General features: G+C 43.6%; 22 protein-coding genes and 1 pseudogene. 16 read left to right on the plus strand and 7 right to left on the minus strand.

The window, feature by feature from the left end; genetic code table 11:
* The first annotated feature begins 127 nt into the window (after positions 1 to 127).
* From topA to ACMXYP_RS05910, 3 genes are read left to right on the plus strand one after another with little or no spacing between them, the layout of a single operon-like run.
* Positions 128 to 2767, plus strand: coding sequence for a type I DNA topoisomerase (topA, locus tag ACMXYP_RS05900; RefSeq protein ID WP_415884092.1), 2640 nt, complete (start codon positions 128 to 130; stop codon positions 2765 to 2767).
* Between the two features lie 11 nt (positions 2768 to 2778).
* Positions 2779 to 3303: a DUF6586 family protein gene (locus ACMXYP_RS05905; RefSeq protein WP_415884093.1), complete on the plus strand. Its 525-nt coding sequence runs from the start codon at positions 2779 to 2781 to the stop codon at positions 3301 to 3303.
* A 5-nt stretch (positions 3304 to 3308) separates the two neighbouring features.
* Entirely contained in the window at positions 3309 to 3563 is a 255-nt protein-coding gene (locus ACMXYP_RS05910; protein WP_415884094.1) for a hypothetical protein, read from the plus strand.
* 93 nt (positions 3564 to 3656) lie between these two features.
* On the opposite strand, the gene ACMXYP_RS05915 is transcribed toward ACMXYP_RS05910, so the two are convergent.
* Positions 3657 to 4115 carry a cell division inhibitor SulA gene (locus tag ACMXYP_RS05915; protein WP_415884095.1) on the minus strand — a complete coding sequence of 153 codons (459 nt, stop codon included), beginning with the start codon at positions 4113 to 4115 and terminating at the stop codon, positions 3657 to 3659.
* 2 nt (positions 4116 to 4117) lie between these two features.
* Entirely contained in the window at positions 4118 to 4726 is a 609-nt protein-coding gene (gene lexA / locus ACMXYP_RS05920) for a transcriptional repressor LexA (protein WP_415884649.1), read from the minus strand.
* Between the two features lie 144 nt (positions 4727 to 4870).
* Between lexA and dinG the strand changes: the two genes are divergently transcribed.
* From dinG to sixA, 5 genes and pseudogenes are all read left to right on the plus strand, one after another.
* Positions 4871 to 6991, plus strand: a complete 2121-nt coding sequence (gene dinG / locus ACMXYP_RS05925; protein ID WP_415884096.1) for an ATP-dependent DNA helicase DinG — start codon at positions 4871 to 4873, stop codon at positions 6989 to 6991.
* An 11-nt stretch (positions 6992 to 7002) separates the two neighbouring features.
* Positions 7003 to 8310: pseudogene (locus ACMXYP_RS05930) on the plus strand (DEAD/DEAH box helicase); the annotation flags it as partial.
* A gap of 325 nt (positions 8311 to 8635) precedes the next feature.
* Positions 8636 to 8860 (plus strand): hypothetical protein, encoded by a 225-nt coding sequence (locus ACMXYP_RS05935; RefSeq protein ID WP_415884097.1) that lies wholly within the window; start codon positions 8636 to 8638, stop codon positions 8858 to 8860.
* Positions 8861 to 8882: 22 nt separating this feature from the next.
* Entirely contained in the window at positions 8883 to 9911 is a 1029-nt protein-coding gene (locus ACMXYP_RS05940) for an NAD(P)H-dependent glycerol-3-phosphate dehydrogenase (RefSeq protein ID WP_415884098.1), read from the plus strand.
* A complete protein-coding gene (gene sixA, locus ACMXYP_RS05945; RefSeq protein WP_415884099.1) occupies positions 9908 to 10360 on the plus strand; it encodes a phosphohistidine phosphatase SixA in 453 nt (150 codons plus the stop codon). Before ACMXYP_RS05940 ends, sixA begins: the two co-directional genes overlap by 4 nt.
* On the opposite strand, the gene ACMXYP_RS05950 is transcribed toward sixA, so the two are convergent.
* Positions 10343 to 12148: a Wzy polymerase domain-containing protein gene (locus ACMXYP_RS05950; RefSeq protein WP_415884100.1), complete on the minus strand. Its 1806-nt coding sequence runs from the start codon at positions 12146 to 12148 to the stop codon at positions 10343 to 10345. The two genes, sixA and ACMXYP_RS05950, sit on opposite strands and share 18 nt — an antisense overlap.
* Before the next feature lie 98 nt (positions 12149 to 12246).
* On the opposite strand from ACMXYP_RS05950, the gene ACMXYP_RS05955 reads away from it, so the two are divergent.
* The 3 genes from ACMXYP_RS05955 to ACMXYP_RS05965 all read left to right on the plus strand — a co-directional run bounded on the left by ACMXYP_RS05955 (position 12247) and on the right by ACMXYP_RS05965 (position 14919).
* Entirely contained in the window at positions 12247 to 13092 is an 846-nt protein-coding gene (locus ACMXYP_RS05955) for an alpha/beta fold hydrolase (protein WP_415884101.1), read from the plus strand.
* A 36-nt stretch (positions 13093 to 13128) separates the two neighbouring features.
* The gene (locus ACMXYP_RS05960; RefSeq protein WP_415884102.1) at positions 13129 to 13959 is read left to right on the plus strand and encodes a DUF4892 domain-containing protein; all 831 of its coding nucleotides are present in this window, start codon (positions 13129 to 13131) and stop codon (positions 13957 to 13959) included.
* Positions 13960 to 14022: 63 nt separating this feature from the next.
* Entirely contained in the window at positions 14023 to 14919 is an 897-nt protein-coding gene (locus ACMXYP_RS05965) for a patatin-like phospholipase family protein (RefSeq protein WP_415884103.1), read from the plus strand.
* On the opposite strand, the gene ACMXYP_RS05970 is transcribed toward ACMXYP_RS05965, so the two are convergent.
* A complete protein-coding gene (locus ACMXYP_RS05970) occupies positions 14920 to 15471 on the minus strand; it encodes a Smr/MutS family protein (protein ID WP_415884104.1) in 552 nt (183 codons plus the stop codon).
* Positions 15472 to 15536: 65 nt separating this feature from the next.
* Here ACMXYP_RS05970 and prmB point away from each other — a divergent pair, with 65 nt between their 5' ends.
* The 4 genes from prmB (at position 15537) to ACMXYP_RS05990 (ending at position 19731) form a co-directional block, all read left to right on the plus strand.
* Positions 15537 to 16466, plus strand: a complete 930-nt coding sequence (gene prmB, locus ACMXYP_RS05975) for a 50S ribosomal protein L3 N(5)-glutamine methyltransferase (protein WP_415884105.1) — start codon at positions 15537 to 15539, stop codon at positions 16464 to 16466.
* A 43-nt stretch (positions 16467 to 16509) separates the two neighbouring features.
* A complete protein-coding gene (aroC, locus tag ACMXYP_RS05980) occupies positions 16510 to 17601 on the plus strand; it encodes a chorismate synthase (RefSeq protein WP_415884106.1) in 1092 nt (363 codons plus the stop codon).
* Between the two features lie 91 nt (positions 17602 to 17692).
* On the plus strand, positions 17693 to 18952 hold the full coding sequence (locus ACMXYP_RS05985; protein ID WP_415884107.1) for a threonine/serine ThrE exporter family protein: 1260 nt from the start codon (positions 17693 to 17695) through the stop codon (positions 18950 to 18952).
* Between the two features lie 47 nt (positions 18953 to 18999).
* On the plus strand, positions 19000 to 19731 hold the full coding sequence (locus ACMXYP_RS05990) for a lytic transglycosylase domain-containing protein (protein ID WP_415884108.1): 732 nt from the start codon (positions 19000 to 19002) through the stop codon (positions 19729 to 19731).
* Here ACMXYP_RS05990 and ACMXYP_RS05995 read toward each other — a convergent pair.
* Positions 19718 to 20581, minus strand: coding sequence for a LysR substrate-binding domain-containing protein (locus ACMXYP_RS05995; RefSeq protein WP_415884109.1), 864 nt, complete (start codon positions 20579 to 20581; stop codon positions 19718 to 19720). The genes ACMXYP_RS05990 and ACMXYP_RS05995 overlap by 14 nt on opposite strands.
* A gap of 104 nt (positions 20582 to 20685) precedes the next feature.
* On the opposite strand from ACMXYP_RS05995, the gene ACMXYP_RS06000 reads away from it, so the two are divergent.
* Positions 20686 to 21342, plus strand: coding sequence for a glutathione S-transferase family protein (locus ACMXYP_RS06000; RefSeq protein ID WP_415884110.1), 657 nt, complete (start codon positions 20686 to 20688; stop codon positions 21340 to 21342).
* A gap of 89 nt (positions 21343 to 21431) precedes the next feature.
* On the opposite strand, the gene ACMXYP_RS06005 is transcribed toward ACMXYP_RS06000, so the two are convergent.
* Both ACMXYP_RS06005 and ACMXYP_RS06010 read right to left on the minus strand, forming a co-directional pair.
* Positions 21432 to 22202, minus strand: a complete 771-nt coding sequence (locus ACMXYP_RS06005; RefSeq protein ID WP_415884111.1) for an amino acid ABC transporter ATP-binding protein — start codon at positions 22200 to 22202, stop codon at positions 21432 to 21434.
* Between the two features lie 12 nt (positions 22203 to 22214).
* Complete coding sequence (locus tag ACMXYP_RS06010; RefSeq protein ID WP_415884112.1) at positions 22215 to 23315, minus strand: amino acid ABC transporter permease; 1101 nt, start codon at positions 23313 to 23315, stop codon at positions 22215 to 22217.
* Positions 23316 to 23321 lie beyond the last annotated feature (6 nt).

A 23321-nucleotide genomic window follows, 5' to 3' on the forward strand; every position in this document is an offset into this window, starting at 1 on the left:
AAATATTATTGTTAGTTAAGCGCTAAACTCGAAAGTGAACGGTTTTTGCACAGTAATATCGTGACAAGTTGCTAAAATAGATAGTTCGTCAGCGTTTAACCATGTAGCCCGAGGAAAGAAGGACGCTATGGGAAAATCCCTGGTAATCGTGGAATCACCCGCGAAAGCGAAGACCATTAACAAATATCTGGGTAATCAGTACGTTGTAAAATCCAGTGTGGGTCATATTCGCGACCTGCCAACCAGTGGCAGTACTAAAAAGAGCGATCCGAAAGAACGGGCTCGCCAAGCGGCACTGACGCGTAAAATGTCGCCTGAACAAAAAGTTATACATAAAAAGAAGAAGGCGCGTGAGCAGCTTATTGGACGCATGGGGATCGATCCTGATAAAGGATGGGATCCGCATTACGAGATTCTTCCGGGTAAAGAGAAGGTTGTTGATGAACTTAAACGTCTAGCTAAGAATGCTGACGAAATCTATCTCGCAACCGATTTGGACCGCGAAGGGGAAGCGATCGCATGGCACTTGCGTGAAGCGATTGGCGGTGATGATACGCGTTACCGTCGTGTTGTCTTTAACGAGATCACTAAAAAAGCGATCTCTGAAGCCTTTGAGCAGCCTTCTGCGTTGGATATGGATCGTGTTAATGCCCAGCAGGCACGCCGATTCCTTGATCGTGTAGTTGGCTATATGGTCTCTCCGCTACTTTGGGAGAAAGTGGCACGCGGTTTATCTGCCGGTCGAGTTCAGTCGGTTGCCGTTAAGTTGGTTGTTGAGCGGGAAAAAGAGATTCGTGCATTTATCCCTGAAGAATTTTGGGAAGTGCAGGCTGATACGCTAACGAAAGATAAAGTGGCACTGAAATTACAGGTGCATCGAATAAACGGCGAAACTTTCCGTCCAAGTTCAGAAGAAGAAACTAAAGCGCATTTAGAGCAGTTGCGTTCGGCTTCATTTGAAGTGATCAGCCGTAAAGATAGACCGACCAGCAGTAAACCTTCAGCTCCATTTATTACATCAACACTGCAGCAGGCTGCAAGTACGCGCCTTGGTTTTGGTGTTAAGAAAACCATGATGATGGCGCAGCGTTTGTACGAAGCAGGTTACATCACCTATATGCGTACAGACTCGACAAACCTAAGTGCGGAAGCCGTTGCGAACTGTCGAGAGTACATTGGCGATCATTTCGGTAGTAAATACCTACCTGAAGCCCCTAACAGCTATAGCAGCAAAGAGGGCGCTCAAGAGGCCCACGAGGCGATTCGACCATCTGATGTGAATGTGGAAGCTACCTCGCTTAAAAACATGGACAGAGACGCTGAGCGCTTATACGAGCTTATTCGTCGTCAGTTCTTAGCTTGTCAGATGACTCCAGCGAAATTCCTGAGCACGCGTGTGACTGTGTCTGCCGGCGACTTTGAATTGGTTACTAAAGGTCGAATCCTGCAGTTTGATGGCTATACCCGTGTTATGCCTGCGAAGGGCAAAGGCGAAGAAGATATTATCCTGCCGGATGTTCAGGCTGGCGATAATCTAAATTTAGTTGATCTGTTGCCGAAGCAGCATTTTACCAAACCGGCTCCTCGTTTCACTGAGGCAAGCCTTGTTAAAGAGCTTGAAAAACGAGGGATTGGTCGTCCGTCGACCTACGCAGCGATTATTTCGACGATTCAAGATCGTGGCTATGTAGAAGTTCAAAACCGACGTTTCTATGCTCAGAAAATGGGTGATATTGTTACAGAACGTCTAGGTGAAAACTTTTCTGACCTGATGGATTACAGCTTTACAGCACGGATGGAAGAAAGCCTTGATGATGTGGCTGAAGGCAGTGCTGATTGGAAAGCGCTTCTAGATCAGTTTTACGCTGACTTCTCTATGAAGTTGGAAGAGGCGCAGGATGCTGAGAATGGTATGCGCCCGAATGCTCCTACAGAGACCGATATCTCCTGCCCTGATTGTGGTCGAGATATGATGATCCGCACGGGCAGTACCGGTGTTTTCTTAGGCTGTTCCGGCTATAGCTTGCCACCAAAAGAACGTTGTAAGTGTACGATCAACTTAGTCTCTGGTGATGAGGTTGTTAGCGCTGATGGCGATGATGAGGAAGAATCTCGCATTCTGCGTAAGAAGCATCGTTGTAATTTATGTGGCTCAGCAATGGATTCTTATCTGATAGATGAGAATCGTAAGTTACATGTATGTGGTAATAACCCAGATTGTTCCGGTTTTGAAGTTGAGAAGGGTGAATATCGTATCAAAGGATATGATGGTCCTGTTCTAGAGTGTGATAAGTGCTCAGCTGAGATGCAGCTTAAGACCGGTCGTTTTGGTAAATACTTCGGTTGTACTGAGTGTAAAAATACCCGTAAGTTGTTGAAGAACGGTGAGCCAGCGCCACCTAAGATGGATCCTGTTCCAATGCCTGAACTTCAGTGCGAAAAGGTAGAGGATACGTACATCCTGCGTGATGGTGCGTCTGGTTTGTTCTTGGCAGCAAGCCAGTTCCCGAGAAACAGAGAAACACGTGCTCCGAAGATTGTGGAAATACTGCCACATCAGGCTGAGATTGATCCGAAATATGAGTTCTTGTTCAGTGCGCCTAAGAATGACTCTGAAGGCAACCTGAGTGTCATTCGCTACAGCAGAAAGACCAAAGAGCAGTACGTTATGACCGAGGTCAATGGTAAAGCGACAGGTTGGCGTGCATTCTATCGCGATGGTAAATGGGTCGAAGAAGAGACCCGTAAAAAAGCGAAGAAGAAATAGTCGGGGATTTCATGAGCGGTATATATCAGGCACGCACGAATCAGAAGTTAAGCTTTACACGACTTCATCTAGAGCAACTTAAAAAAGCTCAAGATGACACTAGCTGGAGTAAGCATGCATTGATTGAGTCTTATAATGAATCAGTGCTGTTCCACCTAACATCAGCCTACGATGCTTTTTTACGCGAAATTGCTGAATGGTATAAGGTCGATACTGAAAGCTTTCAAGGTTATCGTGCGTTAGCTGCTGAAATGGGTAAGACTGGCGTCGAAAGCCCTGAATTGAGACAGTTAAGCAACCTAGAGTCCGATAATTCATCTTGGTTGCATAAAATGATGTCTGCTTATGAAGCATGCTGGCATGGTTCTGATGCTAAACAGACTGTGACTGAAACTAGCAGTGTTTCTGAAATACATGTGTTGCAGATCAATCCTGATCATGCAGAGGATGGTGAAATCATTACTGAGTATCAAACTTGGTTTGATTTACTCTCTGAATTAGTTAATCGCCTTAGAGAAGGCATGCAAGAGTGGTAAATTAAGTGTCAGGACTAACACCCGAGACTGTGCTTGAAATAATCGAACTTGATGAAGGCGGCTTAGCAATCCGAAATATGGATAGCGATGAAGAGCCGATGATTAAAGTTAATTTTTCTGATGCGCTTAAAGAACAATTAAGTGATCAATATCTAGATGTCGCTCGCGTTATGTTAACTGCAGGCATTCAGATGATGGCAGAATCTGGGGTGGGTTTAGAACAAGAGCCTGAAGAAGAGATCCCACCAACTATCCATTAAGTCATTTCCGATAATGAGCTCCTTTCAGGTAAAGCTCATTATTGGGGTGATATTACTTCGGTTAGGCGCCCTTAACAAAACTAGAAAATACTTTTAGCTATGTTGACGGCGTCTAATTATAATTCCGTGACTTTGTCCTTTCTTAGCGGCACTTTCTAAGTCGTTAAACTCTTCATCATTTAAGTATCCAGGCCATGATATTACCGCGTGGCTAGTGCCTGTGCTTAGTGCCTGTTTAGCAAGCTCAAAGGTGCTATGTTTGTTATCTGGGTTGAGCAGAATGACTTTAGTCAGATCAATGCCTGCCTCAATCAGAAGGTTTTTTGGTAATAACACAGGTGGAGCAATCCACACAAACCAGCGATCATCCTGACTTAGTTGTGCAAGTAATGGCATCAACATTGGGATGTTAGAAAAATTCTCATCTTGGACAACGATTTCAGTCATCGTACCTGCTAGCTGATTAGCTGGCTTTTGCTTGGTGAAAATCTTTTCATTTGCAGATGTGCTCTGCATTATTGTTGCAGTTTGGTTTGCGTGAAATGCCATCATGGTTAGTTACCTCTACGAATAACGCCGACGCTTAAACCTTCTATTGCCAGTGGTTGTTCGTTTAAATCCACTACAATCGGTTCAAACTCTTCATTTTCAGCAATTAGATAAACGATGTTACCTTCACGCTTAAAGCGTTTTACGGTGACCTCATCTTCTATTCGAGCGACTACAATCTGCCCATCCTTTGCTGTTTGGCATTGGTGTACTGCCAGTAGATCACCGTCCATGATGCCTACATCTTTCATACTGCTACCTTTCACCCTTAAAAGATAATCCGCCTTAGGGTGGAAGAAGTCAGAGGAGATTGTGCAGTGATCTTCAACATGCTCTTGAGCAAGTATTGGCGATCCTGCTGCTACCTGACCGACAATCGGTAGGCCGCTATTTTCCTCTTCCAATTCAGGTACTCTAATACCTCGTGAAGTACCCGGAATAATTTCTATAGCGCCTTTTTTTGCCAGCGCTTTTAAGTGTTCTTCAGCTGCATTGGCTGATTTAAACCCTAAATCGCGGGCAATATCTGCGCGAGTAGGTGGGTAGCCGGTATCGCCAATGTGACGCTTGATGCAATCCAGAACTTCCGTTTGTCGTTTAGTCAGCTTCATGATCATGTCTGTTTGTTTATACAGTATGTGTATTTTTATACAGTATTTTGGTTTTGTAAAGCAACTTATGTTTTTTTATACAGTATTTTTGTTATTAAACCTTCAGAACTGTTAGAATCGCGCCTAGATATTTTATGGATTACGGTTTTGTTAGATAAGCAGCTCAAGCAAACAATACAGCAGGCCTATAGTACTTTTCTCAATAACAGAGGATTGAAGTCTCGCTATGGCCAGAAGTTGATGATTGCGGAGGTTGCGAAAACTCTGGGTGCTATTACTGCCAATTCTGAGGGCGAGAGAACGAGTGGTCAGCATATCTGTGTTACTGAGGCTGGTACTGGTACGGGTAAGACGATGGCCTATCTTTTGGCTTCTGTCCCTATAGCCCAGCAACGAAAAAAGAAAGTCGTTGTTTCTACAGCAACAGTTGCTCTTCAAGAACAGCTGATTCTTAAAGACCTTCCACAGCTGATTAGCGATGCCGGAATCAATCTTACTTATGGTTTAGCTAAAGGCCGAGGACGATATTTTTGTATTTCCAATGCAGAGAAGATATTGGAGCAACAGAATGAATTAGGCCAAATTGCATTGTATGAAGATGAAGTGGCTCAAAAACTTCAGACCTCAGATATTGACGAGGTTAAATCTCTACTTAGTCACTATGCCTCGGGTGAGTGGGATGGCGATAGGGATGCTTTAAAGAATACAGTGCCTGATGCTGTTTGGCGGTTGTCTACTAGCGATCATATGCAGTGTACAAATCGTCGCTGCAGTAACTTTTCAATCTGTCCATTCTTTAAGGCGAGACAAGAATTGGATAAATGGGATCTGATAGTTGCCAACCACGATCTTGTTTTAGCTGATCTCTCTCTTGGAGGCGGCGCTATTCTGTCGCCGCCGGAAGATACCATCTATGTCTTTGATGAAGGCCATCACCTAGGCACTAAAACTACGGGGCATTTTTCTTATAGCTTACGTGTTAAATCCAGTATCCGTTGGATGAGCAAAGCAACACGCAGCCTCAATAAATTATTGAATGACGCGTCTGATCACATAGTGCTTCGAAATTATATCGAGAAGTTAGCTAACCCTTTTGCAGATATGGAAAATTCCTTGAAGGAAGTCCAACTTCTGTTAAATCAAATACTTGAAGATAAACTCCAAGGCCCAAGTGATCGCTATCGTTTTGCGCAAGGTATGATTCCTGAACCTTTACAGTTGTCCTTTCATAATTTTGCTCAGGCTGCTGAGAGAGTCGTTTTAAAATTTGAACAGATTGTTGATCTTCTGAAAGAAGGAATGGATGGTGAGTTAGCCGATCTGCCCCTAGCTATCTGTGAAGCTTGGTATCCGCAGATGGGTGTGCTTTTATCCCGTATGCAATCGATGTATTGGTTAGCTAAGTCTTACGCTGCATCTGATTCGACAACAGGACTGCCGACGGCACGCTGGATCGTTAAAGTAGATGGTAATGATGGCATTGATATTGAGTGTTGCAGTAGCCCAGTGTCAGCGGCGGAAACCTTACAAGAGCACCTTTGGAAAAACTGCTACGGTGCTGTTATTACTTCGGCTACGCTAACCGCTTTAGGACGTTTTGATCGTTTGTATGCTGATCTTGGCATACCAACGGATAGTCCTTGTAATATATTTATGAGTCCATTTGATTTTCAAAATGCGGCCGAATTGCATGTCCCTGCAATGAAGACCGATCCTGGAAATCCTGATGACCATAATGAAGAAATTTCGGCAATGTTACTGCCAATTTTAGAACAGGGAAGTGCATCCTTGGTGTTATTCAGCTCATGGCGTCAGATGCGGTATGTTCTTGAGCGTATGCCTGCTAGTATATCAGCAGATATTCTTGTGCAAGGCGAACTTGCCAAGCATGAAATTTTGCGACAACACAGAGAGCGTATCGATGCTAATAAACCAAGTGTTATTTTTGGTTTAGCTTCTTTTGCTGAAGGCGTAGATTTACCTGGTGATTACCTTACACATGTAATTATTACGAAGTTACCATTTGGTGTACCGGATGACCCGGTTGAGGCAACCTACGGTGAATGGTTAGAATCGCAAGGGCGTAACCCGTTTCAAGAATGGGTTATCCCGATGGCATCAATGCGCCTCACCCAGGCTACAGGGCGTTTACTACGAACTGAGAGCGATAGCGGCAAAATAACATTGCTTGATCGACGGTTTATTACCCGTCGTTATGGAAAGCAGCTTTTAGCCGCTTTACCGCCTTATCGGCGAAATTTTTCTTAGGAATTGTTGAATTGAGTACAGAAAATAAATCAGTTGAGCAGACTGAAAGTGCTAACAAAAAAAGAAATTCATCTGCACGTAAGCCTCAACGACGTCGTCGTTACAACAACCGCTCTAAAGCTGCGTCTTGGAACCCAGAACAATTCGTCGTGCCTGAGGTAGAAGGTAAGAAGCGTTTCTTAGATTTTAATCTGCCGGATGACGTCCTTCATGCGGTTTATGACCTTAAATTTGAATACTGCACAGGGATCCAAGCTGAAACTATTCCTGCTGCACTCGCGGGCAAAGATATCATTGGTAAAGCGCAGACTGGTACCGGTAAAACTGCAGCTTTCCTTCTGGGTATTGTTACGGATTTGATTGACTACCCGTTAGACGAGAAACCTCGTTTAGCAGAACCTCGAGCTTTGGTCGTTGCACCTACGCGCGAGCTTGCACTGCAAATTGCTGAAGACGCAAAAGGCCTAGCGAAGTACACAGGTTTACATATTGTTAGCCTTGTTGGCGGTATGGATTATGAAAAGCAGCGCCAAAATCTGAAACGTAAGCCAGTTGATATCTTAGTAGCTACGCCAGGACGATTAATTGATTTCATCAATCGTAAAGATGTTGATTTATGGAATGTTGAAGTACTTGTTCTTGATGAAGCCGATCGCATGCTGAGCATGGGCTTTATCCCCGATGTAAGAACTATTGTCCGTAACACACCGCGTAAAGGTAGTGATCGACAGACACTACTTTACAGTGCAACGTTTACGGATGAAGTACTTAACCTTGCAGAGCAGTGGACTTTGGATGCGGTTAAAATCGAGATCGCACCAGAAATTAAAACGACGGACAATGTTAGTCAGACCGTTTATTTAGTCTCTGGCGAGCAAAAGTACCGTTTGCTTCGTAATTACATGGATAAGGATCACGCGGAAAAGGTTATCGTTTTTGGTAACCGCCGTGATGAGACGCGTAAGCTAGCAGACCGTCTATGTAAAGATGGAATTAAAGCTGCGCTTATGTCTGGTGAAATTCCACAGCAAAAACGCGTAAAAACGTTAGAAGATTTCCGCAGCGGTAAAATTCAGGTGCTAGTTGCGACCGATGTCGCAGGTCGTGGTATCCACATTGATGGTGTTACTCACGTATTTAACTATCAGCTGCCAGAAGACCCTGATGACTATGTTCACCGCATAGGTCGTACAGGTCGTGCCGGTGCCACAGGTGCATCAATCTGTTTCGCTTGTGAAGATGATTCCTTCCTTATTCCAGAAATTGAAGCTGAAACAGGTGTTAAGCTGGAATGTGTTCACCCTGAAGCCGAGCTTTTAGCTGAGCCTAAGTCTGCTGTTTCTGAACCCGCAATGGAAGAAGCACCTGAAACTACTGCTGAAGCTCCTGTTACAGAGACAGAGGGCGAAGAATCAAACGTAGAACAAGCACCGATTGACGAAGCAGAGCTTGAAGAGAAAAAGGTTGAAGAAACTGGCGAAGATAAAACGTCTGAAGTAACGCCTGAAGCTGTTCAGGAACCAAACGCTGACCTAGTGGAAGAAAAAACAAACGAAGACGTAGCTGATGAAAGTGCGGTTGAGCCTGTTGCAGCTGATGAACCTTCGGTTGAGACAGTAATTAACCCTGAAAGTGATGTTGAAAGTGACAGATCAGGACAAACACAAAACTAATCGTATCGCCTCTATTGCTGCAGTTGTTTTCAGCGCAGTCATTGCAGCTTTAGGTGTGGCAGGTTATCAGCGCACGGAAGATCCATTGCAGCTTATGCTTTTTTTAGGCTTGGCTGCTTTGGGCTATCTAATCGTGATTTACTTGTTTAAAGGCGTTAATAAAGTCCTAGATAGTATGGACGATTCGGAAAAATAGTTGGTAGAAGCGAAATTTATCTATGTCTGATATTCGTAAGGTTGCAGTGCTAGGGGCTGGTAGCTTTGGCACGGTGATAGCGAACATTGTCGCTGATAATGGTCATAAAGTTAGTTTGTGGTTACGTGATCAGGAAAGAGCTGATCATATAAACGAGTTCCATGAAAATCCTCGTTACCTTCCTGACTACCAACTCTCTAAAAATATTACGGCATCTTGTTCGTTAGAAGATGTTCTCCTTGATGCAGAACTGGTTTTTGTCTCTATTCCGAGTCAGTCCTTTAGGCAAGTGATTGAGCAGGCTAAGCCTTGGTTAAAGCCGGAGCAGATGCTTGTAAGTACAACTAAGGGGATTGAGGCTAAGACATTTAGCTTGATGAGCGAGATCCTGACAGAAGAAGTGCCTGATGCTCGTATTGGCGTCTTAAGTGGACCTAATCTGGCAAAAGAGGTGGCTGCTAAACAGTTAACTGCAACGGTAATTGCTAGTGATTCAGCAGATGTTAGAACACTCGTTCAGGATATCCTGCATAGCTCTTATTTTCGTGTTTATGCTAGCTCCGATACTTACGGTGTAGAGCTTGGTGGCACGCTGAAGAATATTTATGCGATTGCGGCGGGTTTGAGTGCTGCACTTGGTATGGGTGAAAACACCAAGAGTATGTTAATGACACGTAGCTTGGCTGAAATGAGTCGATTTGCGGTGTGCATGGGTGCAAACCCCATGACATTTATTGGTCTTGCAGGTGTTGGTGATTTGATTGTGACCTGTATGTCGCCTTTAAGTCGTAACTACCGCGTTGGATATGCCTTAGGTGAGGGCAAAACCTTAGATGAAGCGGTTGAGGCTTTAGGGCAAGTTGCCGAAGGTGTTAACACGATTAAACACGTCAAAGAAAAAGCTGCTGCAATGGGTGTTTATATGCCTCTTGTTGCAGGTTTATATGAAGTTGTTTTTAACCATGCACCTGTCGCGCAAGTTGTAAAAATGCTGATGATGAGCGAGCAGAGTACTGATGTTGAATTTGTCTTGCCTAGAGAAGGCGAATGAATTTCTTCTTAATGCGGCATGGTGAAGCCGAGTTTTTTGCTGAATCTGATGCACAGCGTAAACTAACGCCTGAGGGCGTGGAAAGGCTCAGGTCAAGATTGAAGACAGCTGTATCTTATCTCAAAGGCGTGGATTGTGTTATTCATAGCCCTTATGTCAGAGCCTGTCAGACTGCGGAAATAGTTAATCAGCAGTTAGGTGGGGTTGAGCAGTTTGTTTCGGAGCTGTGGACGCCAGAATCTAATCCTGCGAATGCTTTAGCCTTTCTAGAAAGCTTTGAAAGTCGTTCCCCACTCGTGGTGACACATATGCCTTTAATCTCTTATGTAGAAGCAATTTGCTGCGAAGGTAGTGCACATAATCCAGCTGCCTTCAGTTGTGGTGAAATAGCCCAACTGGAAGCTGATTGGCCAGCAGCTGGGCTTGGACGTTTAGTTCGACGCATCTAACTGTTTGATCGCACCACTACTATTTTTATCCTCAAGGTCTTTTTGCATAAACTGCTGGTTCAGCTGCTGCAGGTCTAAATTATTGAGATAGGTAGTCATCGCAATTTTCATGATTCTATCCCGCTCATTGTTACGATCTGTATAGTCATAAGCGATGGCTAAGTTTCTGTAGTAGATTAACGAAGGAGAAATTTGAATCTGTTCTTCAGCCCACTCAGCATATACCTTAGCTGGTTCAGGGTTGTTTTGACTAATTCCCATAAACATATTTCTACGCAGCAGCAAGAAAGTGGTGTAGTTTTCAAAATACTGCGATTTTAGAGAAGATTGTAGGTAAATCGGCGCTTTCTGACCAGTATGGAAGTAATTAATAACTCCTGCATTTCCTACTTGTGCTTGTACTAGGGTATTTGTAGTTACTAAGGCTATAGCCGTCGCAGAAAGGGGGATTGTTGAATTTGCTGCTTTCGACAGTTTAGACGTCGAATAGGTTTTTTTACCTGATTGGTGCACTAAAAATAAAATGGTCAATAATAAGAACCAAGGAGTATTTGATATATAGAAAGGAAGTTCTACTTGGGTGTGTAGCGTGATTGGAACCATTAAGGCTGCGTAACCAAATCCTCTTTGCCAACCAAGTTTAATCAACTGAATAAAGGTGAAAAGTGCTGCAGCTAGAATGCCGAAAATTGCAGAGCTACCACCTTCGATTAGCCAAAAGATTATTTCATTATGAGGGTGACTAAATTTTGGTGATTTCCCGAGATCATAGGTACCATTAGCTTGGTGTTCAGCACGTTTGTCCTGAAATACTTTTTGGAAGCTTCCTATACCATGTCCAAATACCGGAGCTTCGGTGTAGAGTTCCCAGGATGTTTTGTAAATATTCCAGCGTATATCGGTTTTTACACCACCTATACCTTCTGATGATAATGCTCTATCAAATTTCTTAGTTGTGGATACTAAACCCTGACTGCCAAGATATCCGCCTGTAATAGATGCCACTATAACGAAAATCAGGGGAATCTTTGAGTTTAATAAAAGCTTTCCACGACCTATAAATAAGAAAAGTAACGAGCAACTTATACCTAATAAGCCTACTCGAGATCCACTGACAGTAATGTTGTAACTTGTGGCGAGAGCGGTCACGATGAGAGCAATAAGGATTATTGGATTTAAGCTTTTATGGGATGGGCGACTTATTAAGTAAAAAACTAGTGTTAGAGTCGTTGCCATGACTGCTGCTTGAATATTTTTTTGTTGGAACACACCTATAGCAAGTTGGTCTGCTCCTCTGGGAACAATATTAAGAATTAGGGGGATGTTTTGAGTTTGTATGATTCCGTAAACTGCTGCCAGTAATCCCATAGACAATAGAATGTAGAGACTTCTTTCTATTTGACGAGAGGTTAACTGAAATTGGAACAGAGCAATAAAAAATAGATAGCCACCACAAATAACTGATAGTCGAACTAACCACTCCGCAGGGTTGTTATTATCAGCAATGTAGCTGGTGATGATGGCTCCTAAGGGCAGAAGAGCCAGCGCAAACCAATATCTAGGTAAAATAATTCTATTTTTTTTATAGATGATGAAGCAGGCCGCAGCGATGATCCAGCTAGCCACTATCCAAAGGCTACTGTTATGAGGGATGTTTAATCCTTCTCCACCTAAGTTAGGTTGGTAATAAAAGGGGGCAAAAAGGAACATTATTCCAAACAGTACAAAAAAGACTTTTTGTGGCTTTTTGAGGGAAGGGTCCTTTTCCAGTTCAAGTCGTAGAGTCATGTTTGTTCTGTTCCAATTACTTACTTTAGCTGAGATCTTAACGTAATTTCGGTTTATAGTACCTAACTGATTATTGCTAATAGGGTTTTTGTCTACCTATGCCGAATAAAGTTAGTTTTGAAATACAGACTCCAGGTTATACCGTCGCGGCTATTGAATACGGAGATCCCAATGGCGCTCCAGTGTTGGCTTTGCATGGTTGGCTGGATAATGCTGCTAGCTTTGATGCTTTAGCACAGAATCTCACAGGCATCAGATTGATAGCAATTGATTTAATCGGTCATGGGCGATCAGATCATCGCCCAGAAGTAATGCCTTATTATATTTGGGACAATGTAACTGATCTTCATTCTGTTCTAGATGCACTTTCTTTGAATAAAGTCAGTCTCATTGGGCATTCAATGGGGGCAAGTATTGCGATGCTATTTGCGGGTACTTTTCCAGAAAAGATCGATCATTTAATGCTAATAGAAGGGTTGGCACCTCTTTTCTATGACGAGGAAGATTTACCTCAGTTGTTTGCTGAGGCTGTGATAAAGCGTAGCAAGATGGTTTCGAAAACCTTACGTCCTTATTTAGCCTACGAAGATGCTATTCAGGCTCGTATGAATGGTCGTTGGCCCGTTTCTCGAGAAGCAGCTGAGGCTCTCCTAGATCGTGGATTATCAAGAACGGAAAGAGGCTATATTTGGAGTAATGATCCAAAATTGATGATGCCTTCTTTAGTTCGGTTTAGTTTTTCACAGATCTCTTCTTTTGTTAAATCCGTAAGATCAGAAGCTATAGTTATAAGGGGATCGAATGGTGCAGCAGATAGCATCATTAACCCTTGGTTAGGTGACTTTTACCATGCTGAAGTGATTGATATGGAAGGAGGGCATCATTTGCACTTAGAGCCTAAACCTGCAGCTTTGTTGGCTGAACGTATAAATCAATGGGCATGATGCACCATTATCAGTGTTACGTTTCAGGAGTATTGAATGCGTTTTTTAGTACCTTGTTTGTTTTTAATTTTATCAATGAATGTTCAGTCTGCTTCCGATGTTAGAGGAAGTCGTGACTATGGCTTATTTGAGCGCTTTCCTCGATCTACCATTGTTCAGTATAAAGAGATAGAAAACGCGGATTATCGTTTCGTTTTGGGCGGCTTGGAGAAAATTAATGGCGTTATTGCCCCTGAAAAAGAAGAGCGTTTAAACGGTAAATTGTTTCAACTGACCTACCGCATTCCTCAAAATCATTCCTCCGGTGAAGCATTCCAATTTTTCTCAGCGCAGTTAGAGGAGCAGGGAGCAGTCGAGCAATTTAATTGTCAGGGGCGGGCATGCGGTAGCAGTAATCAATGGGCGAATACCATTTTTAAGTATTCGAGATTATACGGTATTGACACCACTCAACGAGTAGCTAGCTTCAAGCTTAATCAACGTTACTTCGCTTTGTATTCAGTCCAGAGAGGCAATAAAAAAGTTTATTTGCGATTAGATGTTTTGGAAATGGCTTCTGATCGTTCTGTTTCAGATAAGAGTGAGTTGGTTCAAGAGTATGTTGATACTGAAGAAGGCTTCCAAAGACTTTTAGCCTTCATTCAAAATAATCCCAAGCAACAAATTTGGATTGTTTCTGCCGATTTTACAGCCGGTTCCTATCAGGAAAAACTTAATAGTGCCCTGGAACAGGGTAATCAGTTAAAAGCGAAGTTAATCACTAATGGCGTTTTGGCTCAGCAAGTGAATGTACACCCCGTTGGAGCTTTTGGAACAAAGTCAAAAACGGGTGATGTAACAATCATGATTTATAAAGAAGAGCTTTAATAAGCTCAAAGGAGATCGAACGCTAACTTAATTTTCCTGGCTTTCAGTGCTTAGGAGGTCATTATGGCAACAGTCTCATTAGTTCTTGGTAGTGGTGGAGCGAGAGGATATGCCCATATCGGAGCGATTGAAGAGATAGAGCGTCGAGGATATGAGATCGTATCTATCTCAGGAAGCTCAATGGGTGCCTTAGTGGGAGGAATGCACGCTGCCGGGAAATTAAACGAATATAAAGAGTGGGTAACCAGCCTCAACTGGATGAGAGTGGTTAGGTTATTAGATTTTACCCTGTCACGAGGGGCTATTCGTGGCGACAAAATATTTGTGCAGTTGGCTGAAATTTTAGGTTCGCCTAATATCGAAAATTTTGAGATTGATTTTACAGCTGTGGCTGCTGATATAGCTCATCAAAAAGAAGTTTGGTACCAAAAAGGCCCACTACTTGACGCCATTCGTGCGTCCGTTGCTGTTCCAGGTTTATTTACTCCCGTCGTCAAAGAGGGGAGAGTGCTGGTTGATGGTGGTATACTAAACCCTCTTCCAATCATCCCCGTTGTTGCTGCTCAAGCTGATCTTATTATTGCGGTAGATTTGAATACAGGGGATTCAAACCATAGTCATTTGCAGCTACCAAGTAATCAGTACTTAAAACGCAGCGGTATGAGTGATGAATGGCATATGCTGGATGCGAATGCTGCTGAAGGCAGTGAAGAGGTTACTGCCGATCAGCCGACAGAGATCGGGGGGCGTATGGATGTCCTGCTTAACTCTGTGGAGGTGATGCAGGCGAGTTTAGCTGAATATAAAATTGCCGGTTACCCGCCTGATTTACTTGTGCGTATTCCTAAAGACCTATGTAGCTTTTATGAGTTTCATCGTGCAACAGAGGCCATCGAGTATGGGCGGCTTGCAACGCGAGATAGATTGGAAGCGTTAGAAAACGGTGATCCGATCAATTAGCTATTTATCGCGTTTAAGCAAAACGTAAAGGGCTCCTGCGCCGCCATCTTTTGCCTGTGCGGAACAGAATGCGAGTACTCCGTTTAGGCGTTTTAACCATTCGTTAACGTAAGACTTGATCATTGCCTGCTGGCTTTCTGATGAATGCGCTTTGCCGTGCACGACAATGACGCATCTCGCTTTGTTTCTTCTCGCTTCAAAAATAAATTTACTGAGCTGATCGCGGGCTTGATCAACTGTGTATCCGTGAAGATCTAAACCCTGTTCCCAAGGGATATGCCCTTGTTTCAGGCGTTTTAGAACACGAAGCTGTACCCCAGGGTTCGCAAATAAAAGCTCCTCGCTTGATTCCACCAGCTCCACTGCTTCATCGGATAAACCATCGATGACCTTATCTTCCTGCTGAATAGCAGCTTGGCGACGGTATTGCTTGTTATGAAGGTCACTCTTTGATCTCTTTATTTGAGTATCAGCTTTGTCGTGCTTATGGCGGGTTACGCCCTCCATTGCAGACATAAAATCGATGTCTTCATTCTCACGGGGGTCTTTCATGGTGTTCCTGTGCGAGTTTTATTAATATTGCCCTTTAAATTTAACAAAATATCGGTCCAGACTGAATGAGCCAGCAAGCTTTAACTTCAAACTCTATTACTAACCAGTTGCACAGCTTACGCGATTACATCCGTTATGCGATGAGTCAATTTGCGCAACATAAGGTCTATTTCGGTCATGGCACTGATAATGCGTGGGATGAGGCCACTCAGCTCGTATTAGGTGCAGTTTATCTTCCATGGGATGTTAACTCTGCAGTTTTAGATGGTCGCCTTACTGAGGAAGAAAAAGAGCGGGTCATCTCTTTTATTCATCAACGCGCAGTAGAGCGTAGACCCTTGCCTTACATTATTGGCGAATCTTGGTTCTGCTCATTACCTTTCTTTGTCGATGAGAGAGTGCTAATTCCGCGATCACCTATTGCTGAGTTGATTGAGAATCAATTTAGTCCATGGCTGCGAGACGGTCCGGTTGAACGTGTTTTGGACCTCTGTACAGGTAGTGGTTGTATTGGTTTAGCTTGTGCTTATGCCTTCGAAGAAGCGGAAGTTGATTTGGCCGATATCTCTTCTGATGCTATCGATGTTTCTAACATCAATATAGCGAAACATGAAATGGGTGATCGTGTTCAAGCTATTGAAAGTGATCTATTTTCTAACTTACAGGGTAAGAAGTATGATCTGATTGTGAGTAATCCTCCTTACGTGGACGAAAGCGATTTGGCTTCAATGCCGGAGGAATACGATCATGAGCCAGAACTAGCGTTGGGTTCTGGCCCTGATGGATTGGATATTACACGTCAGATTCTTGCGCAAGCGAATGATTATCTAACTGAAGATGGCCTTTTGGTGGTTGAGGTAGGTAATAGTGAAGTGCATATGATGGAGAAATACCCACAGATTCCGGTCATTTGGTTAGAGTTTGAACGCGGCGGTAATGGTGTCTTTGCGATTACTGCTAAGGAACTGCGCCAACATCGGGATTGTTTGGTATAATCCCGCCCTGAATTTTTAAGAACGTTTTGGATGGAATACTGCGATGTCAGGAAATAGTTACGGTAAGCTGTTTACAGTCACTACATTTGGTGAGAGCCACGGTAAGGCTCTTGGCTGTATTGTTGATGGTTGCCCTCCAGGCATCGAGCTTTCTGAAGCTGACCTACAGTTAGATTTAGACCGCCGTAAGCCAGGTACTTCTCGTCATACAACTCAGCGCCGTGAAGCTGATGAAGTAGAGATTTTATCGGGTGTTTTCGAAGGTAAAACTACTGGTACACCAATTGGCTTGCTGATCAAAAACACCGATCAACGTTCTAAAGATTACTCCAATATCGAAGAGACGTTCCGTCCAGCCCATGCTGACTACGTTTATACGCATAAATATGGTTTCCGTGATTATCGTGGTGGCGGCCGTTCATCTGCGCGTGAAACTGCTATGCGTGTTGCAGCAGGTGCTATTGCGAAAAAGTATCTAGCGTCTAAAGGTATCGAAGTTAAAGGTTACCTATCTCAATTAGGTCCGATTGCAATTAACGAAGCTAACTTCGATTGGAATGAAGTACCTAACAATCCATTCTTCTCTCCAGATGCCGAAGCTGTGTCTGAGATGGAAACTTATATGGATGCGCTTCGAAAAGAGGGTAACTCTGTAGGTGCTAAAATCTCTGTAGTGGCTTCAGGCGCACCTGTTGGTTTAGGTGAGCCGATTTTCGATCGACTTGATGCTGACCTTGCTCATGCGTTGATGAGCATCAACGCTGTAAAAGGTGTTGAGATTGGTGATGGATTTGATTGTGTCTCACAGAAAGGCACGGAGCACAGGGATGAGATGACGCCTGAAGGTTTCTTGTCGAATCATTCGGGTGGTATCTTAGGTGGTTTATCTACAGGTCAAGATATCGTTGCGCATATTGCCTTGAAACCGACTTCTAGTTTGCGTCTGCCGGGCCGTAGTATTAATAGTCGCGGTGAAGAGATTGAAGTTGTGACGAAAGGTCGTCATGACCCTTGCGTGGGTATTCGAGCAACACCAATTGCCGAAGCGATGATGGCAATTGTGTTGATGGATCACTTACTCCGTGATCGAGCACAAAACGCAGATGTTAAATCTGAGATACCTGTTATCACCTGATATTAAAATTCGCCAATCGAATCTAGGAAAGGATAAATTAGCGATAATTTATCCTTTTTTGTTTTAGGGCTATAGAGGATTCAAAGCCGTTATGTCGTTTGATCTACTTGATCATTACTCATTAGATAAACAGCCAAACTTTCCGCCAAGAACCTTGCCGGTGGGTTTTATGCTGCGCTTAGCCAAAGCTCTGCACACCTATGGGATGACGGCTTATGAGCTAGAAAATACGATGAAACGAGTGGGTGAGACCCTTGGTTTTGGTGTTCAGTGTTTAGCGCAGCCTACAAACCTTATAATGAGCTTCTCACACCCAGAAGAGCCTGAGCCTAAAACCTATGTTTTCCGTGTAGATCAAGGCGAAGTAAACCTTGAGAGGCAGATCCAAGTAAATACGGTGGTTCGGGATGTCATGTCTGAATCTATCAAGGTGTCAGAAGGTGCTCATCAACTTAAAGCTATTTCTAACTCAGGTGCAAGGTTTGGCGTTAAAGGTCAGATGGCTGGATTTGCGTTGCTATCAGCAGGTATCGCTCACCTTTTAGGGGGTGCTGTAGCTGAGATGCTGGTGGCTTTTTTTATCGGCATGCTCACAGCACTTATCGCGGTTAAATTTTTAAAAACTGATTCACTTAAATATCTATTTCCGACGTTATCGGCGATTTTGTCGGCTTTAGTGGCCAATTTTGTTGCTAGTTTAGGGTGGCTGTCATCTCCCTATATTGCAACAGTTGCAGGGGTGATTGTGTTAGTCCCCGGTTTGCCGTTGACCACTGCAGTAGCAGAGTTGGCTCGGCAAAATATGGTTTCGGGCACAGCACGATTGGTTTATGCCGGTACTATATTCTTACAGATAGGCTTTGGCGTAGCCATTGGTAATGCTATTGGAACAGGCTTGTTTCCAGCACAACCTGTGACCTTTGAATGGTATCTGCCTGACTGGAGTCTATGGCTATCAATCGCCTATGCAGGCATCGGGCTGTGCTTTCTTTTCCAGAGCCGTCCAGTTGATATGCATTGGGTGGTACTAGGTGGTTGTATTGCTTTTGCAGCAACCTGGTATGGGGCTCAGCTATTTGGTCAGGTCTTAGGTGCTTTTATTGGCGCATTTATTACAGGCTTGGTAGCGAACTTGTTTGAGCGTATTTCAGGGATTACCCGAGCGGTCATGTTAATGCCGGGTATTATCTTACTGGTACCGGGAAGTGTTGGTTTTCAGAGCCTCTCCCTTATGGTTGAAAAGAATGTGCTTGAAGGGATCGATACGGCATTTAGCATGAGCTTTGTTGCTATCGCGCTGGTGACAGGGTTGCTGTTTTCCTCATTAATTCTTCCCCCTAAAGAGCTGTGATGGCGAAGGGTTAACCTCCGGGATTAATAGCTGCTAAACTGCTGTTTATGAAGATATGGAAAGCTACGGCTTCAACCGCAGTTTTAACGATTATTGGTGTTTTCGTTTCGCTAACGCCAGTAAATCTTATTGCGGGCGAAATTCGGAAAATTGTGCACCCAGATGGACGGGTCGAATATACCAACCTTAGCGATAAGCAGAGGAAGGTTAACTACACCAATAAAAGCTCCTCTTCACTCAAAAAAGTTTATAAGTACCGTAATGATGACGGGGTATTGTCATTCTCAGATCAAAGACCGTTGAATATAGGATTTGAAGTTCTGAGGTTTGATTGTTTTGCATGTGGTGTAGCTTCAACTGTTAATTGGCACACCACGCCTTTAAATTTGAATGCACATAGTGATCAAGTTAAAGAGATGTCGAAAAAATACGGCGTTGATGAAGCCTTGGTCCGTGCAGTCATTCATGCTGAATCGGCTTTCCGAGTTAATGCTGTCTCTCGGGTAGGGGCGCAAGGTCTGATGCAACTAATGCCGGCGACAGCGAAAGATCTTGGGGTTACAAATAGCATGGATGCCAATCAAAACATTGAGGGCGGGACTAAGTATCTAGCCCAGCTATTACAGAACTTCTCTGGTGATCTCACCCTAAGTACAGCAGCTTACAATGCCGGCCCAGGAGCGGTGACACGCTATAATGGCGTGCCTCCCTATGCTGAAACTAAAGCCTATGTTGAGCGCGTTGCTATCTTAAAAGAGCGTTATGCTAAAGCGTTGTAGCTTTTTCGCTCTGTTCTAACAAAATTGTACTCAATTCCGTCGCTACAGCTGAGCCAAACATAGGATGCGGTCGAGGAGCGATCGCTAGAACGATATCGACAGAGGGTAGAGGGGGTAAGCGTTTCTCATCAATGATCACTAGATCTTTACTAATGCTAGAAGTCGCCATAGCGCTTATACCTATGCCTTCTCTTAATAATCCCTTGAGTGCAGTTGAACTGGAAGAAGCGCAAACTAAACGATAATCGACCCCTTGCTTTTCTAAGCCATCAACAGCTGTGGTTCGAAATTTACAATCTGGTTCAAATAACACCAAAGGCAGTGGCGATTGCTCTAGCAGTGCTGGATAACCTCCATGTACCCATACGCCGGTGTCATGTTTAAGTACAAAGCCTTCGTCGCCATCTGGCGCCCGGGTAAGAATGGCGATATCTAATTCACCCGAATCCAGCATTGAACGTAATTTACTGCTGCAATTGCATTCAATATTAAAATTTAAATCTGGGATTCTTTCGCTGATAAGCTGGCATAGTTGTGGGAGAACCGATTCCGCATAATCATCAGGGCATCCAATTCTTAATGGTCTTTGTGCTTGGGTAATGGAAAAGTGTCCAATAGCTTCATCATGCAAAGCGATAAGTCTTCGAGCATAACTGACCAGTTCTTGGCCTTGGTCGGTTAAAGAAAGGTTACGCCCTTCTTTGGTAAATAGGCTATGGCCTGTTTCCTCTTCTAATTTTTTCATCTGCATGCTGATTGCACTTTGCGTACGAAAGGTCTGTTTAGCCGCGCGAGTAAAACTTCCAGTATCAACAAAAGCGATAAAGCTGCGAAGTGCATCTATATCCATACAGGGGTCATCCATCAATATTTCGAATAGGAGCTATCAAAACTATTCGTTAGTCAGATAGAAAGCAAGTTGCCACAATCTTAGGTCTAGATACGGAGGATGTTATGCAGTTAATAATTGGGAATAAAAACTACTCGTCTTGGTCATTAAGAGCTTGGTTGATGCTCAAAGCTTTTGAGGTCGAATTTGATGAACTTAAAATAAACCTCTTCACTGATGAATTTTATGAGACGTTAAAGCAGCATACTCCCGTAGCTAAAGTGCCTGTATTGCTCGATGGTGAATTGAATGTTTGGGACTCTCTCGCTATTTGCGAGTATGTTAATGAGCGCTATCTAGAAGGTGCTGCATGGCCGAGTGATATGTCTGAACGGGCCAAAGCACGAGCTATCGTCAGTGAAATGCACTCTGGCTTTAACGCGTTACGTAACGAGATGCCGATGAACTGCCGAGCTAAACGTAAAATAGAGCTAAGCCCAGCAGCACAGCAAGATATTCAAAGAATGGATGCTCTTTGGGCAGAATTAAGAGCTACGCATCAACATTCAGGGCCTTGGTTATTTGGCAGTTTTACGATTGTTGATGTGTTTTTCGCTCCAGCTGTTTTGCGTTTTGTAACTTACGGTATTGAGCTATCACCGCAATCCTCTGCTTATATGCAGACAGTTTTACAACATCCCGCTCTTCAGGCTTGGGTAAATGATGCTCTGCAGGAAACTGAAATGGTTGAAGAAGATGAAGCTGGGGAACCTGTAGAGTAAATTATTAAAATAAAAAAAGCCGCTTAGCTGTAACACAGGTAAGCGGCTTTGCTTTCGCTGGAAAGTTCGTTTTTATTAGGTATTGGCTATTAGTGATCCAATATCTGGCTTAGGAACAGCTGTAAACGATCTGTTTGTGGATTGTGGAAGATCTCCTCTGGGGTATTTTGTTCCACAATTTCACCTGCATCCATAAAGATTACACGGTCAGCAACCTTCTTAGCGAAGCCCATCTCGTGGGTTACGCAAAGCATCGTCATGCCTTCTTCGGCTAGCTCGATCATTACGTCTAGCACTTCCTTGATCATCTCAGGGTCAAGCGCAGATGTTGGTTCATCGAAAAGCATAATTTCAGGGTTCATACACAGGGATCGAGCGATAGCTACACGCTGTTGCTGACCACCTGATAACTGGCCTGGAAATTTATTCGCTTGGTCAGGAATTTTAACCCTTTCCAAATACTTCATCGCGATTGCTTCAGCTTCTTTTTTAGGCTTCTTTTGAACCCAGATAGGTCCTAGCGTTAGGTTTTCTAGAATAGTTAGATGAGGAAATAGGTTGAAGTGTTGGAATACCATACCTACCTCACGGCGGATAGCTTCGATATTCTTCACATCTTCAATCATCTCTACACCGTTTACGGTAAGAGAACCTCGTTGAAACTCTTCCAGCCTGTTGATGCAGCGAGTCATAGTTGACTTACCTGAGCCGGAAGGGCCACAGATAACTATACGCTCGCCTTTTTTAACGCGTAGGTTGATATCTTTTAATACGTGGAACTCGCCATACCATTTGTTGAGGTCCTTGATAACGATGATATCGTCGTTGTTTTCGATACGTTGTTCGTGTTCTATGCTCACAAGGAAAACCTCTTAGTTCTTATGGCTTGTGTCGAGTTTACGTTCAATTGATGCGCTGATCATGGACATGCTGAAACAGCAGATCCAGAAGACTATGGCTACAAAAAGGTAACCTTCAGTAGAATGACCGCCTAACCAACTTGAATTAGCAAGTGCTGTTTGAGTAGTACTCAACATTTCAAAGATACCGATGATCAATAAGAACGTCGTATTTTTGAAGAGCATGATAAATGTTGCCAGAATGTTTGGCATAGAGATCTTGATGACTTGAGGTAGGATGATCAGCAAGGTTTTTTGCCAAAAGCCTAGACCCAGTGAATCCGCTGCCTCGTACTGCCCTTTAGGGACAGCCTGAAAACCGCCTCGGAAAACCTCAGCCATATAACCAGACATAAAGAGCGTAAGCACAATCCATACACGAACGAGCTTATCTACATTTGTTCCTTCAGGGAAAAATAGTGGCAACATTACTGAACCCATAAAGAACAGAGCCAGAACGGGTACACCACGGAAGAACTCAATCAGTACAATGCTCACACTTTTTATAAAAGGCATATCAGAACGTCGTCCCAAAGCCCATAAAAAGCTTAATGGGAAGGCAACGATAATACTCGCAGCCGCCAGTAAAACGTTCAGTGAGAAACCGCCCCAGTAATCAGTGGAAACATATTCCAAACCGATCCAGCTACCATCCAAAATCAAAATAGACAGGAAAGGTAGTGCTAAGAAAAGAGGAATAGCGACCTTGTTGCGCAGTTCCTTACTCAGCATATTAGATGCGGTTATGATACCGACTAGGGCAATTAAACAGACATTGATACGCCAAATTTCTTCGGCAGGGTAGCTACCATAGAAGAACTGCTTCGACCAAGCTTTTACAAATACCCAACATGCACCATCTTTTGTGCAAGCGTCTTGAGTAGCGCCAGCCCAATTGGCCGAGATAAATAGCCAATCGACCAGAGGAGGAATTACCGTCACTAAACCTGCAAGGATAAGTAGTGTTGCAATCGAATTGGATATTGAGTCAAAGAAATTATCTCTGATCCAATGAATTGGACCTACAGTATCACGCGGTGCTGGTTGATCGGGTAGTGGTTTAAATTCTTTCATTTCATC

Source organism: Neptuniibacter sp. QD34_54, assembly GCF_047778055.1.
Taxonomy (GTDB): domain Bacteria; phylum Pseudomonadota; class Gammaproteobacteria; order Pseudomonadales; family Balneatricaceae; genus Neptuniibacter.